We start from the raw sequence: 14356 nt of genomic DNA, 5'->3' as shown, positions 1-14356 counted from the left end.
GCCTGCGCGAGGCCGCCGACCGGCCCGGTCCCGCCGTCGCGGGAGGTACCGTGGAGGGGTGAGCGCCCCGGCCCCCACCAGCGCGCGCCCCGAGTACCTGCGCACCGCCCTGACCCCACGCATGCTGGTCCTGCTGGTGCTGCTCCTCGGGGCGGCCGCGGTGTGCGTGCGCCTGGGGATGTGGCAGCTGGACCGTGCCGAGATCCGTGGCCGCGACGACGCCGAGGCACGTGTGGCGGAGGCGGTGCAGGGCGCGCCGGTGCCCCTGGGGGAGGTCCTGGGGCCCCAGCAGACCTTCCGTGGTGAGCTGGTCGGGCGCAAGGTCGAGGTGCGTGGCACGTTCGAGGACGACGAGCTCCTGGTCGTGGACCGGGCACTGGACGGGCGCACCGGGTACCTCGTGCTGAGCCCGCTGCGGGTCGACGGGGTCGCGGGCGCCGACGGCAGAGCCCCGGTGCTCGCAGTGATCCGGGGGTGGGTCGCCACCGAGGACGAGGCGTCCGGGGTGGCTGCCCCGGTGGGGCCGGTGACCGTCACCGGGTACCTGCAGGCCGGGGAGTCCGCGGGTGACGGCGGGGCAGGTCCGGGCATGACCGACTCGATCAGCCCTGCGGTGCTGGTCAACAGGTGGGGCGGCCCCACGTACTCGGGGTACCTCGTGGTCAGCGAGGTGGAGCCGGCCCCGGGTGCCGTGCCGCAGCGGCTCCCCCTGCCCACGACCAGCGGCGGGGGCCTGAACGTGCAGAACCTGGCCTACGCGTTGCAGTGGTGGATCTTCGGCGGGTTCGCGGTGCTGCTGTGGGGGCGGATCGTGCGCGACACCGCCAGGGACGAGTGGAGGACGACGTGAGCACGACGACCGAGGACCTGGCAGGCAAGGGCGGGCGCGCCCTGCGGCGCTACCGGGTGATGGCATGGATCACGGGGGTGATGCTCCTGATCCTGGTGGTCGAGATGGTCATCAAGTACGTGCTCCAGGCCGGTCCGGAGGTGATGCGCTGGATCGAGTGGGTGCCGTTCGTCCACGGGTGGATCTACGTGGTGTACCTGGTGACCGTGGTGGACCTGTGGTCGACCATGCGCTGGGGCTACCGGCGACTGGTCGCGATGATCCTCGGGGGTGTCGTGCCCGTGATGTCGTTCGTCGTGGAGCGACGGGTCCACGAGCACGCCGTCCGTGACCTGGCCGCCGTCCGCGGACCGGAACCGGCCGACGACGAGGGCCTCACTAGACTCGACGCGTGACCCACACCGAGGAGCCCGGGCAGCCGGGCGCGCACCGACCTGTGCTCGTCGTCGACTTCGGGGCCCAGTACGCCCAGCTGATCGCCCGTCGGGTGCGTGAGGCGAACGTGTACTCCGAGATCGTCCCGCACACGGCGCCCGTCGAGCAGATCCTGGCCAAGGAACCCGCGGCCGTGATCCTGTCCGGCGGCCCCTCGAGCGTCTACGCCGACGGCGCACCGGCCGTCGACCCGGCCCTGTTCGACGCCGGGGTTCCGGTGCTGGGCATCTGCTACGGCTTCCAGGCCATGGCCGACGCCCTGGGTGGGGCGGTCGCGCAGACGGGGACCCGCGAGTACGGCGGGACCCACGTGGACGTCGACGACTCCGGGGTGCTGCTGACCGGCTCGCCCACCGAGCAGTCGGTGTGGATGAGCCACGGCGACGCGGTTCATGAGGCGCCGGAGGGGTTCACCGTCCTGGCGCGGTCCGCGGGCTCGCCGGTCGCCGCGTTCGAGGACCCGCAGCGACGTCTGTTCGGCATGCAGTGGCACCCCGAGGTCAAGCACTCACCCCTGGGCCAGCACGCCCTCGAGAACTTCCTGTACCGCGGCGCGGGCCTGGAGCCCACGTGGACCGCGGGCAACGTCGTCGCCGAGCAGGTCGAGCGGATCCGCGCCCAGGTCGGTGACGCGCGCGTGATCTGCGGGCTGTCCGGAGGGGTCGACTCCGCGGTGGCCGCAGCCCTGGTCCAACGGGCCGTCGGGGACCAGCTGACGTGCGTGTTCGTCGACCACGGCCTGCTGCGCGCCGGGGAGGCCGAGCAGGTGGAGGACGACTTCGTGGCCGCCACGGGCGTCCAGCTGAAGGTCGTCGACGCCCGCGCCCAGTTCCTGGGTGCGCTCGCGGGGGTCACGGACCCCGAGACCAAGCGGAAGATCATCGGCCGGGAGTTCATCCGGACGTTCGAGGCCGCCGCCCGTGAGGTGGTCGCCGAGGCCGGCGCGCACGAGGAGGAGGTCCGGTTCCTGGTCCAGGGCACCCTCTACCCGGACGTGGTCGAGTCCGGCGGGGGCGAGGGCGCGGCGAACATCAAGTCCCACCACAACGTGGGCGGGCTGCCCGACGACCTGCAGTTCGAGCTGGTCGAGCCGTTGCGGACGCTGTTCAAGGACGAGGTCCGTGCGGTGGGCCTGGAGCTGGGTCTCCCGGACGCGATCGTGTGGCGGCAGCCGTTCCCGGGCCCCGGCCTGGGCATCAGGATCATCGGCGAGGTGACCGCCGAGCGCCTGGACCTGCTGCGTGCCGCGGACGCGATCGCCCGGGCCGAGCTGACCGCGGCCGGTCTGGACCGGCAGATCTGGCAGTGCCCGGTGGTGCTGCTCGGCGACGTGCGGTCGGTGGGCGTGCAGGGTGACGGGCGCACCTACGGCCACCCGGTGGTGCTGCGGCCGGTGAGCTCGGACGACGCGATGACCGCGGACTGGTCCCGGGTGCCCTACGACGTCCTGGCCACGATCTCGACCCGGATCACCAACGAGGTGCCCGAGGTGAACCGGGTGGTGCTGGACGTCACCAGCAAGCCCCCGGGCACCATCGAGTGGGAGTGAGGGCCGGCTCGGCCCTCAGCCCTCGAGCTCGCGGTCGCGGGCCGCGGCCCGACGCCGGTGCTTGTCGGCGATGAGGAAGGCCTCGGCCTCCCGCAGCACCGTCTCGGCGGTGAGGTGACGCCCGCGGTGGACCTGCATGGACCCGTGCGCGACACCGATGCTCACGGGGGTGCCGTCCAGGTCGAACGGGGCGTCCAGGGCGTCCAGGACGGCGCGTAGGGGCCCGTCGGTGACAGCGTCGGGTTCGCCCTCCTGGATGAGCACGAACTCGTCGGAGCCGACCCTGCCGACGACGTCCCCGTCGCGGACGGTGTCGCAGATGCGTTCGGTGACCTTGAGCAGGAGGGCGTCGCCCGCCTCGTGCCCGTGCTCGACGTTGATGCGCGCCAGGCCGTCCAGGTCCAGGTAGGTGATCACCGCGCCCGGTGTGACGCCGTAGGCGACCCGCCCCAGGCACCGGTGGACGCGTTCCTGGGCCGTGCTGCGGTTGGCGAGCCCGGTGAGGTCGTCGTGCTGGGCGAGATAGGCCAGGCGGTCCTCGGCGTACATCTGCCGGTCCGCCATCTGGCTCAGGCGCAGCACCACCAGGCCCACGATGCCGAGGTTGGCCGCGACGACCAGGCGCAGGTCCGTGCCCATGTCCGTGACCAGGTCGGCGGCGAGCAGCAACGGGCTCAGCGCCAGGGCGAGGGAGAGCGCGAGCAGCCGCCGGGGGCTCAGCACCCGGGCCCGGGGGTACCGGATGATCGGGAGCTCGGCGGACGGGTGCAACGCCGCGGCCGTCCCGGCGGTGAACGCGACGATCCAGAAGGCCCCCACCCACCAGACCCCGCCGGGTTGCGTCGTGGTCGTGGTGAGCTCACGCACCACGGTGCCACCGAGGATCGCCACCACGGTGGTGATCATGTAGATGAGTGTGGGGCGACGGGTGGGGAGGACCACGGCCGCCCGGCCCAGGGCACCCGCGATGGCGCTGATCGCGACGAGGATGAGCATGGTGCGCATCCGGTCGGCGAGCGGCACGTCCCGGCCCATCTGGGGCTCCAGGATCGCCACCCACAGCAGGAACGCGATGCTGAGCCCCAGGATCGCCGCGTCGACGGCTGCCCCGGCGTCCTGGCGAAGGGGTCTGCGGATGAGCATGATCGTCCCTGCGAGGAGCAGCAGGTACCCGATCGGCAGGCCCACGGTGACCACGAGCCCGGGGTTCGGCGGAGGTGTGGGCGCGTAGTGCTCGACCATCCACCACACGTTGTAGACGTTGAGGACGACGAGCCCCGAGAGCAGCGTCTGCCAGGGTCGGCGGTCCTGGACGTAGCGGCGGTGCAGGGCGAGCGCGACAGCGATCGCCGGCGGCACCCCGGAGGCCGTGACCACCCAGTCGCGGGCCTGCCCCTCGGTCGAGAGCAGTGCCACGAGCAGGGTCCCGGCGAGTGCCACGAATCCCAGGTGGGTGGCCTGCGCGCTGAGGAGCGGGCGGCCACGGTCGGGTGGTCGGGGGTGGGCCGGGTCCCTCGGCGCCGAGTTGCTCATGTAAGAGGTCTAGCCTGAGGCGTGCGAATCTTCCATGTCTCGGACTGTTATGCCCCGAGAACCGGCGGTATCGAGACGCAGGTGCGTGATCTTGCGAAGGCTCAGGTGGCTGCCGGCGACGAGGTGCACGTCCTGACGGCGACGACCGGTGCGGACGGTGAGCGCCACGGCGAGACCGAGGACGACGACGGGGTCGTGGTCCACCGGTTGGGCGGTCGTATGCCCGGCGACCTTCCGGTCAGCCCGACCGCCCCCCGGCGCATGCGTGAGCTGATCGCTCGGCTCGAGCCGGACGTGGTGCACGTCCACGCCGGAGTGATCTCACCGGTGGCCTACGACGGTGCCCGGGTCGCGCTCGAGTCCGGCGTCCCGTTGGCGATCACCTGGCACTGCATGCTGGACGGGTGGACCCCGGCGTTGCGCGCGGTGGTGCGCAGGTCGCGGTGGCGTGGTGCGCCGGTGGCGCTGAGCGCCGTCAGCAGGTCCGCGGCGGCGCGGGTCGAGCGGGTCTTCGGTCGACCGGTCGCGGTGATGCCGAACGGCACCGACATGCGGCTGTGGGGCCCGACGGCGCGACGCTCGGACGGTGCGCTGCGGTGCGTGGCGACCATGCGCCTGGCCCCGCGCAAACGGGGCCTGGCGCTGATCGACACGGTCGCCGACGCCGCGGCGCAGCTGGGGCCGGGGGCTCTGCACCTGGACCTGGTGGGTGATGGGCCGCAGCGCGCGGCGATCGGGCGGCGGGTGCGCCGTCGTGGCATGTCCTCGGTGGTGACGGTGCACGGCCGTCTGGACCGGCTGGAGGTGCGCAAGCTGTACGACGAGGCCGACGTGTTCCTGGCCCCCGCCTCGTTGGAGGCCTTCGGCATCGCCGCACTGGAGGCCCGTGCCACGGGCCTGGTGGTGGTGGCCCGGGCAGGGACGGGCATCGAGGAGTTCGTCACCGACGGGGTCGACGGCCTGCTCGTGGACGACGACGCCGCGATGGCACGGGCCCTGGTCCACCTGACCACGGATCTGGGGCTGCGACGTCGCCTGCTGGAGCGCTCCCGAGCCGAGCCCCCGCCCTTCGACCGGGCGATGACCGTGCTGCGGGCCCACGAGCTGTACGACCGCGCGCGGGCCCAGCGCCCCGGCTGAGCGGCTCCGTCCCGGTTCGGGACCATCGGCCCATGCCGGTGGACCGGTGCCCTGGGAGTCTCGGACGCGTCGCCGCGACGCCCACCCCACTGCGGCGACGACTCACGGCGGTTGACCCGACGACTACGCCGGGTCAACCGCCGTTCTGCATCCCGGTGCGTGGTCGTTCACCGCCGGGGCCCGTGGTTCAGCCGCGACGTCGGCGAGCGCCGTTGATGACGGCCCCCACCAGCAGGCCGGCGCCGGCGAGCGCGAGGACGGCGATGGCTGCCAGCTCGACGTCGAACACCACCCCCACGGCGGCGGCGAGCAGCCCCGCCCCCACGACGACGACCACCAGACCCCACACGATCGTGGCGATCCTCACCGGGCGCCGGGGTGGTGCGGAGTCCGCGCCGGTGTCGTCGGTGCTGTCAGGCGCGTCGTACTCGGTGCTTCCCATCATGGTCTCCTCTGGTCGGCCCGGCGGTGTGCTGGAGGTGGTCATGGGCGCCTCACCCCTCGACCACGCGGACGGTCCCGGCGCCCACGACGACCTGCAGCTCGATCCGGGGTACTGCGCCCTCCTGCACGCTCTGCGACTCGAACAGGCGCGCGGGCCCGCCCCCGCCGCGACGGACGACCTGCTCGCCCAGCCAGTCGATCTCACCCGCGAACACCTGGACCCGGGCGGAGTACGCCCCGTCCCGGGGCAGGTGGATCGTCACCTCACCCGCGCCCACGTTGACGGGCACCTCCACGGTCCGGCCCCGGGGAAGGGCCAGCCCGGTCAGGTCGATCCGCGCCTCCCCGGCGCCCAACGAGTACCCCCGCTCGGCCTCCACGACCGTGCTGGGGGTGTGGAAGAGCTCACCGACGGGTGTGGTGGTGCCTTGCCACGTCCACGGGCTGCGCTCCACCGCCGCGACGGGCAGCAGGGCGAGGATCGCGATGACGGCGACCCCGCCGAGCGCTCCGCTGGTGCGTCCCCGGATGCCGGTCGCCACGATCGCCACACCCGTCAGGACCACGGTCACCGCACCGGCGGTGAGCAGCACCGGTCCGGTGAACGCCCCGATCCGGTCGGCGTACATCAGGCCGGCGAGGACGAGGAGCCCGACGGCCAGGACACCGGTCGTCACCCCGGTCCGCGGTCCGCCGGGTCGCGGGCGTGGCTGTCTCGGGAGCGCCGTTGTGGGCGTGGCCCCACCCGGGGGCGGCGCATAGGTGGTGGGGGTGGGCCCGGGCCGGGCCGGTGGTGGTTCGGGTGCAGGTGCCTGGCTCATGGTCGTTCCTCGGTCGAAGTGGGGCGGGACGGGGGCTGCCGGCGGTCCGTGCTGGGCGGCTCCCGGTGAGGTGGTGCCCGGCGCCGACGACGGGTCGTGCCGCGGCAGCGCCGTCGTGGGGCCCTGGCCCGGGGCGCGGCCCCGCATGGAGGTCACGACGAGCACGGCGATCACCGCGAGCGCGAGGAGCCACCAGAACCCGGTCCACGCCCCGCCAGGTCCGTCCCACCACCACAGGCCCGGGAACCGCCCCCCGGGCACGGACAGGCCGGCCAGGAACACGGCGAACGCGCCCAGGACGGCGATGTCGAAGTTGCCTCCGATGAGCTCCTGGAGGTGGACCCTGCCGTCGCGCTGCTCGGGGAGCAGCGCCCAGGCGAGCCCGTACAGCACGAGCCCGACGCCGGCGAACAGGACGGTCACGGCGACCAGGCCACGGACCAGCGCGGCGTCGACGCCCAGTCGCTGGGCCAGGCCCCCGCACACGCCCGCGACCCAGCGGTCGTCGGTCCGGACCAGGCCGGCGCGCCGGACGCTGTCGAAGAAGCCGTCCAGACCGTTCTGCTGCTCTGCGGAGGTCCTGCCCGGCCCCGGTGGTGGTGGTGTCGTGGAGTCCATGCCTCGAGCCTGCCGCGGGACGGGCCGTCGCGGTATCGGGTGGTGCCCTGACCCGACCCTGATCCGTCCCTGATCCTTGCCCTGGTCACTGCCGGGTGGCACCCCTGACGTGTGACGATGCTCGTGTGACCACCCAGAGCGCCGACGTCGGTCGGCTTCCGTTGCGCCGTCCCCGGGCGGGCGCCTGGGTGGGGGGAGTGGCTGTGGGGCTCGCCGCCCACCTGCGGCTGCCGGTGGTGACGGTCCGCCTGCTGTTCCTGCTGCTCGCGCCGTTCTCCGGCGTGGGCGTGCTGCTGTACGTGTGGTTCTGGGTGGTGGTGCCCGCCGGGGACCCTGCCGGGGCCGCCGAGCAGGCCCGTCCCGCTGCGCTGGCGCGCCTGGCACCCCGGCTGCGTGACCCGGACCGACGGGTCCCCCTGACCGACATCGGTTTCGGTCTGCTGCTCCTGGTGGCCGCGGGTCTGCTGGTGGCGGTGCGTGCGGGGGCGCGGATCGACTACTCGTGGTTGGTGCCGGTGCTCATCGTCCTGGGTGGGACGGCCCTGGCGTGGAGCCAGCTCGACCGGGTCCAGCGTGACCGGATGCTCTCGCACGCGGGGGGCCGCACACCGGTCAGCGTGGTGCGGCTGCTGGGGGGAGTGGTCCTGGCCGGGCTGGGTCTGCTGCTCCTGGTGGGGCAGGACGCGCCCCTGGACGCGTTGATGCGCTCGGCGCTGGCTGCGCTCGCGGTGCTCACCGGTGCGGCGCTGGTCCTGGCCCCGTGGTGGTTGCGGCTGGTGAACGAGCTGGGTGACGAGCGTGCGGCCCGGGCCCGGGAGTCCGAGCGCGCGGACATCGCCGCGCACCTGCACGACTCGGTGCTGCAGACGTTGGCTCTGATCCGTGCCCGTGCCGGTGACCAGGAGGTCGTCGCGCGCCTGGCCCGGGCGCAGGAGCGTGAGCTGAGGGCGTGGTTGTACGACGACCGTCCGACGCCCGGGACGTCGGTGGCTGCCGAGCTGCGGGCGCTGGTGGGTGAGGTCGAGGACGCGCGCGGGGTCCCGATCGAGGTGGTCGTGGTGGGCGACGTGGTGCCGGACGCGGCGACGGAGGCGTTGCTGCAGGCGACGCGGGAGGCACTGCTGAACGCGGTGACGCACGGTCGTCCGCCGGTGTCGTTGTACCTGGAGGCCGGGTCGGGCCGGGTGGAGGTGTTCGTACGCGACCGGGGTGAGGGTTTCGACCTCGCCGGGGTCCCCGTGGACCGGTTCGGCGTGCGAGAGTCGATCATCGGGCGCATCACGCGCCGTGGCGGGACGGCCACGGTGCGCAGCGACCCGGAGCGTGGGACCGAGGTGCACCTGTGCCTGCCCACGTCCGAGCACGAGGGAGGGCACTGATGACACCGGAGGCCGGTCCGATCGACGTCGTCCTGGTGGACGACCACCTGATGTTCCGTGCCGGGGTGCGGGCGTCGCTGGACGAGTCGGTGCACGTGGTGGGTGAGGCCGACGACGTGGACTCGGCGATCACGTTGGTGCGGGCGCTGCAACCCCCTGTGGTGGTGCTGGACGTGCACCTGCCCGGTGGCTCGGGCGGTGGCGGTGCGGAGGTGATCCACGCGTGCGCCGACCTGCTGGCTGGCACGCGGTTCCTGGCGCTGTCGGTGTCGGACGCGGCCGAGGACGTGGTGGCGGTGATCCGTGCGGGGGCGCGTGGCTACGTGACGAAGGCGATCTCGGGCCCGGACCTGTCGGCGGCGGTGCGCCAGGTCGCGGGAGGTGACGCGGTGTTCTCGCCCCGGTTGGCGGGGTTCGTGCTGGACGCGTTCGGCGCGGCGGCCGGTGACGTGGCCACGGGTGACGACGAGCTGGACCGGCTCTCGGCACGCGAGCGGGAGGTCATGCGGCTGATCGCTCGCGGCTACACCTACCGCGAGGTGGCCGGTGAGCTGTTCATCTCGGTCAAGACGGTCGAGACCCACGTCTCTGCGGTGCTGCGCAAGCTCCAGCTGTCGTCGCGGCACGAGCTGACCCGGTGGGCGGCGGCGCGTCGGCTCCTGTGAGCGGGCGGTCCCGCGTGGGTGCTGACACGAACGGGTGAAGGGGTGTGCGCCGGTGCGACGTCCGCGCGGCTGCGGGAGTCCGTCGCCGGCTCGTGAGGCGGGGCCGCGTCGGGGCTGTCGGTGGGGCGGCCTAGGCTGGTCCCCGCCATGGACATGCTCTTCACCGATCTTCCCCTGCCGGGTGTGAACCCGTCGTCCGAGTCGCGGCTGCCCGCAGCCGTCCCGCCGCGCTCCCGTGACGGGGGTGACGGGCAGGCCGACGGGACGGGCCCGGGCGACCGTGACGACGCCGGCGCCGGCCTGCTGGACGGGCTCAACGCCGAGCAGCGCGAGGCGGTGCTCCACTCCGGGCCGCCGCTGCTGCTCGTGGCGGGTGCGGGTTCGGGCAAGACGCGGGTGCTGACCCACCGGATCGCCCACCAGCTGGCCACGGGCCGGGTGCGGGCGCCGGAGGTCCTGGCGATCACGTTCACAAACAAGGCCGCGGCCGAGATGCGCGAGCGGGTCGAGGCGCTGGTGGGCCCGGCGGCCCGGGCGATGTGGGTGTCGACGTTCCACTCGGCGTGCGTGCGGATCCTGAGGCGGGAGCACGACGTCCTGGGCCTGCGCTCGTCGTTCTCGATCTACGACGCGGCCGACTCCCAGAGGCTGTTGACGCTGGTGACGCGCGAGCTGGGCCTGGACGCGAAGAAGTACCCGGCCAAGGTGCTGTCCTCGCGCATCTCGGCCCTCAAGGACGAGCTGGTGGACCCCGACGGGTACGCCTCGTCCTCGGGCGCGTCCGCGGGCTCGGCGCACGAGTTCGACGAGGTCCTGTCGGCGGTGTACTCGCGGTACCAGGCACGGCTGCGGCAGGCCCACGCCCTGGACTTCGACGACCTCATCATGACGACGGTGAACCTGCTGCAGGCCTTCCCTGCGGTCGCCGAGCACTACCGACGCCGGTTCCGGCAGATCCTCGTCGACGAGTACCAGGACACCAACCACGCCCAGTACGTCCTGGTGCGTGAGCTGGCCGGGTGGCACCGGCACCAGGACGGCGACGGCGGACGGCCCGTCCCGCCGGCCGAGCTGACGGTCGTCGGCGACGCCGACCAGTCGATCTACGCGTTCCGGGGCGCGACGATCCGCAACATCCTGGAGTTCGAGGCCGACTACCCCCAGGCCCGCACGATCCTGCTGGAGCAGAACTACCGGTCCACGCAGACCATCCTGTCGGCGGCGAACGCCGTCATCTCCCGCAACCCCGACCGTCGCCCCAAACGGCTGTGGACCGACGCCGGTGCGGGCCCGCAGATCGTCGGCTACGTCGCGGACAACGAGCACGAAGAGGCACGGTTCGTCGCCGAGGAGATCGACCGGCTGGGCGACGCCGAGGGCGTGCGCCCCGGGGACGTGGCGGTGTTCTACCGGACCAACGCCCAGTCCCGGGCGCTGGAGGAGGTCCTCATCCGGGTGGGCCTGCCGTACAAGGTGGTCGGCGGGACCCGCTTCTACGAGCGCCGCGAGATCAAGGACGCGATCGCCTACCTCAGGGCGGTCGCCAACCCTGACGACGACGTCAACCTGCGCCGCGTCCTGAACGTCCCCAAGCGAGGGCTGGGTGACCGGTCCGAGGCGATGCTCGCGGCGTTCGCCGAACGGGAGCGTCTGTCGTTCGGGGCTGCGCTGGACCGCGCGGACGAGGCCCCGGGCCTGGGCACCAGGGCGCTGACGTGCCTGCGCTCGTTCGGTGAGCTCATGGCCGGTCTGCGTGAGCTCGCCGCGTCCGGGGCCGGACCGGCAGAGGTCCTGGGCGCGGTGCTGGACCGGACCGGGTACCTGGCCGAGCTCCGTGACAGCGACGACCCCCAGGACGGGTCGCGGGTGGACAATCTGGCCGAGCTGCACGCCGTGGCCACGGAGTTCGAGCAGGCCGAGCCCGACGGCGACCTGGGTGACTTCCTGGAGCGGGTCTCGCTGGTCGCGGACTCCGACCAGATCCCTGCCGACGACCCGGCCGCCGCGCAGGACGCGACACCCGACCAGGGCGTGGTGACCCTGATGACGTTGCACACCGCCAAGGGCCTGGAGTTCCCCGTGGTGTTCGTCACCGGGTGGGAGGACGGGACGTTCCCGCACATGCGGTCCCTGGCCGACCCCCAGCAGCTCGCCGAGGAGCGACGCCTGGCGTACGTGGGACTGACCCGCGCGCGCCGCCGGCTCTACGTCTCCCGTGCGGCGGTGCGGACCGCGTGGGGGGTCCCCAACGAGTTCCCCGAGAGCCGGTTCCTTGACGACGTGCCGCCCGACCTGGTCGACTGGCGGCGCCGCGAGTCGAGCATGGCCGTCCTCAGGTCGACCGGGCCCCGGCCGGCGACGACGCGGCGCCCGGCCGCACCGTCCGCGGGTGGGGCGAGGTTCGGCTCGGCGACCCCACGCCCCGCGGGGGACGTGCCGAGCCTGGCGGTGGGGGACAAGGTCACCCACGACGCCTACGGGCTCGGCACGGTGGTCGCGGTCGAGGGCGGGGGAGCGAACGCCGTGGCGAAGATCGACTTCGGTGCGGACGGCACCAAGAGGCTCCTGCTGCGCTACTCCCCGGTCACCAAGCTCTGATCCGACCCGCCCCACGGTCTCTCGATGTGAAGACATCTGCCGTCCGCGGCTACCATCGCTCGAGGCGACGCGGCCACCGACGGGCGCGGCCGAGCGACGGAAGGGCAACAGGGTGGACCTGTTCGAGTACCAGGCACGGGACGTCTTCGAGAAGCACGGTGTTCCCGTGCTCGGCGGCATCGTCGCCACCACCGCGGAGGAGGCCCGTGCGGCCGCCGAGCGGCTCGGTGGGGGCACGGTCGTCGTCAAGGCCCAGGTCAAGACCGGTGGTCGGGGCAAGGCCGGTGGGGTGAAGCTCGCGCACTCCCCGGACGAGGCCGCCGAGCGCGCCGGGGAGATCCTCGGCATGGACATCAAGGGGCACACGGTGCACCGGGTGATGATCGCCCAGGGCGCCTCGATCGCCGAGGAGTACTACTTCTCGGTGCTGCTGGACCGTGCCGAGCGCCGCTACCTGGCGATGGCCAGCGTCGAGGGCGGGGTCGAGATCGAGCAGCTGGCCGTCGAGCGGCCCGAGGCACTGGCCAAGGTCGCGGTCGACCCGCTGGTGGGGATCGACGCGGTGAAGGCCGCCGAGATCGTCGCCCGGGCCGGGTTCGCCGAGGACGTCGCCGGCCAGGTCGCCGACGTCATCCAGAAGCTGTGGGCCGTGTACGCGGCGGAGGACGCGACCCTCGTCGAGGTCAACCCCCTGGTCCGGACCGAGGACGGCACGGTCGTGGCCCTGGACGGCAAGGTCACCCTGGACGCCAACGCCGCGTTCCGTCACGTCGACCACGCCGACCTCGAGGACGCGGAGTCGGCCGACCCGCTCGAGGCCAAGGCCAAGGAGCACGACCTCAACTACGTCAAGCTCGACGGGTCGGTCGGCATCATCGGCAACGGCGCGGGCCTGGTGATGAGCACCCTGGACGTCGTCGCGTACGCCGGCGAGGCCCACGGCGGGGTCAAGCCCGCGAACTTCCTGGACATCGGCGGCGGCGCCTCGGCCGAGGTCATGGCCGCCGGGCTCGACGTGATCCTCGGCGACCCGCAGGTCGAGGCGGTGTTCGTCAACGTCTTCGGGGGCATCACGGCCTGCGACGCGGTCGCCAACGGCATCGTGAAGGCCCTCGAGATCCTCGGCGACACCGCGACCAAGCCGCTCGTGGTCCGCCTCGACGGGAACAACGTCGCCGAGGGCCGGGCCATCCTCCGTGAGGCCGACCACCCCCTGGTGACCCTCGCGGACACCATGGACGGCGGTGCCGACAAGGCCGCCGCCCTCGCCCACGCCGCCGCGACCGCCTGAGCCACCGAGCAGAGACGAGAGAACACAGACATGGCGATCTTCCTGACCGAGGACTCCAAGGTCATCGTCCAGGGCATGACCGGCTCGGAGGGGCAGAAGCACACCACGCGGATGCTCGCCGCCGGCACCCGGGTGGTCGGTGGCGTGAACCCCCGCAAGGCCGGGACGTCGGTGACGTTCCCCCAGGGCGCGGGCACCGTCGACGTCCCCGTCTTCGGGTCCGTGGCGGAGGCGATGACCGAGACCGGTGCCGACGTCTCGGTCATCTTCGTGCCGCCGGCACACGCCAAGGGCGCGGTGCTCGAGGCCGTCGAGGCCGGCATCCCCCTGGTGGTGATCATCACCGAAGGCATCCCGGTGGCCGACACCGCCGAGTTCTTCGCCGCGGCCCAGGCCAAGGGCGTACGCCTGATCGGCCCGAACTGCCCCGGCATCATCAGCCCCGGGAAGTCCAACGTCGGCATCACCCCTGCCGACATCACGGGCCCCGGCCGGGTCGGCCTGGTCAGCAAGTCCGGGACCCTGACGTACCAGATGATGTTCGAGCTGCGGGACTTCGGGTTCTCCACCGCGATCGGCATCGGCGGCGACCCGGTCATCGGCACCACCCACATCGACGCCCTCGCCGCGTTCGAGGCCGACCCCGACACCGAGGCGATCGTCATGATCGGTGAGATCGGTGGGGACGCCGAGGAGCGCGCCGCGGCGTACATCAAGGAGCACGTGACCAAGCCCGTGGTCGGGTACGTGGCAGGGTTCACCGCGCCCGAGGGCAAGACCATGGGGCACGCGGGGGCGATCGTCTCCGGCTCCTCCGGCACCGCGCAGGCCAAGAAGGAGGCCCTCGAGGCCGCCGGGGTCAAGGTCGGCAAGACCCCGTCCGAGACCGCCCAGCTGATGCGGCACATCCTCAGCTGACCACGAGGACACCGGCGCCCGACCCCGGCCCCGGGGTCGGGCGCCGGTGCGTCGACGGGCACGGGTGGCGGGACAGGGCGCCCGCAGGCCCGGCGCCGTGCGACACACCGGCGAG

General features: G+C 73.0%; 12 protein-coding genes. 9 read left to right on the top strand and 3 right to left on the bottom strand.

The genetic code is table 11. The features are described 5' to 3' along the window. The first annotated feature begins 58 nt into the window (after positions 1–58). The 3 genes from N869_RS07865 to guaA are packed head-to-tail and all read left to right on the top strand — an operon-like array spanning position 59 to position 2834. Positions 59–850: an SURF1 family protein gene (locus N869_RS07865; protein WP_052105237.1), complete on the top strand. Its 792-nt coding sequence runs from the start codon at positions 59–61 to the stop codon at positions 848–850. Further along, the gene (locus tag N869_RS07860; protein ID WP_232229657.1) at positions 847–1245 is read left to right on the top strand and encodes a DUF3817 domain-containing protein; all 399 of its coding nucleotides are present in this window, start codon (positions 847–849) and stop codon (positions 1243–1245) included. The genes N869_RS07865 and N869_RS07860 overlap by 4 nt, the downstream gene beginning before the upstream one ends. After that, on the top strand, positions 1242–2834 hold the full coding sequence (gene guaA, locus N869_RS07855; protein WP_035059957.1) for a glutamine-hydrolyzing GMP synthase: 1593 nt from the start codon (positions 1242–1244) through the stop codon (positions 2832–2834). The genes N869_RS07860 and guaA overlap by 4 nt, the downstream gene beginning before the upstream one ends. A 15-nt stretch (positions 2835–2849) precedes the next feature. Here the strand turns inward: guaA and N869_RS07850 are convergent, their stop codons facing one another. Beyond that, positions 2850–4367 carry a GGDEF domain-containing protein gene (locus tag N869_RS07850; protein WP_035059955.1) on the bottom strand — a complete coding sequence of 506 codons (1518 nt, stop codon included), beginning with the start codon at positions 4365–4367 and terminating at the stop codon, positions 2850–2852. Between the two features lie 21 nt (positions 4368–4388). Here N869_RS07850 and N869_RS07845 point away from each other — a divergent pair, with 21 nt between their 5' ends. Then, positions 4389–5507, top strand: a complete 1119-nt coding sequence (locus N869_RS07845; protein ID WP_035059953.1) for a glycosyltransferase family 4 protein — start codon at positions 4389–4391, stop codon at positions 5505–5507. A gap of 187 nt (positions 5508–5694) precedes the next feature. Here the strand turns inward: N869_RS07845 and N869_RS07840 are convergent, their stop codons facing one another. Further along, positions 5695–5952, bottom strand: coding sequence for a hypothetical protein (locus N869_RS07840; RefSeq protein ID WP_156968428.1), 258 nt, complete (start codon positions 5950–5952; stop codon positions 5695–5697). 49 nt (positions 5953–6001) lie between these two features. Beyond that, complete coding sequence (locus N869_RS16500; protein WP_052105235.1) at positions 6002–7390, bottom strand: PspC domain-containing protein; 1389 nt, start codon at positions 7388–7390, stop codon at positions 6002–6004. A gap of 125 nt (positions 7391–7515) precedes the next feature. Between N869_RS16500 and N869_RS07830 the strand changes: the two genes are divergently transcribed. From N869_RS07830 to sucD, 5 genes are all read left to right on the top strand, one after another. Further along, positions 7516–8769 carry an ATP-binding protein gene (locus tag N869_RS07830; protein ID WP_035059949.1) on the top strand — a complete coding sequence of 418 codons (1254 nt, stop codon included), beginning with the start codon at positions 7516–7518 and terminating at the stop codon, positions 8767–8769. Then, a complete protein-coding gene (locus N869_RS07825) occupies positions 8769–9434 on the top strand; it encodes a LuxR C-terminal-related transcriptional regulator (RefSeq protein WP_035059947.1) in 666 nt (221 codons plus the stop codon). The genes N869_RS07830 and N869_RS07825 overlap by 1 nt, the downstream gene beginning before the upstream one ends. A gap of 147 nt (positions 9435–9581) precedes the next feature. Then, positions 9582–12032 carry a DNA helicase PcrA gene (gene pcrA, locus N869_RS07820; protein WP_035059945.1) on the top strand — a complete coding sequence of 817 codons (2451 nt, stop codon included), beginning with the start codon at positions 9582–9584 and terminating at the stop codon, positions 12030–12032. A gap of 112 nt (positions 12033–12144) precedes the next feature. Next, positions 12145–13323, top strand: coding sequence for an ADP-forming succinate--CoA ligase subunit beta (gene sucC / locus N869_RS07815; protein WP_035059943.1), 1179 nt, complete (start codon positions 12145–12147; stop codon positions 13321–13323). Positions 13324–13353: 30 nt separating this feature from the next. Next, positions 13354–14241 carry a succinate--CoA ligase subunit alpha gene (sucD, locus tag N869_RS07810; RefSeq protein WP_035059941.1) on the top strand — a complete coding sequence of 296 codons (888 nt, stop codon included), beginning with the start codon at positions 13354–13356 and terminating at the stop codon, positions 14239–14241. Positions 14242–14356: the final 115 nt, after the last annotated feature.

It is taken from the genome of Cellulomonas bogoriensis 69B4 = DSM 16987 (assembly GCF_000767165.1).
GTDB classification, from domain to species: domain Bacteria; phylum Actinomycetota; class Actinomycetes; order Actinomycetales; family Cellulomonadaceae; genus Actinotalea; species Actinotalea bogoriensis.
Note: the sequence above shows the minus strand (reverse complement) of the source record. Positions and strands in the feature narration are given on the sequence as shown.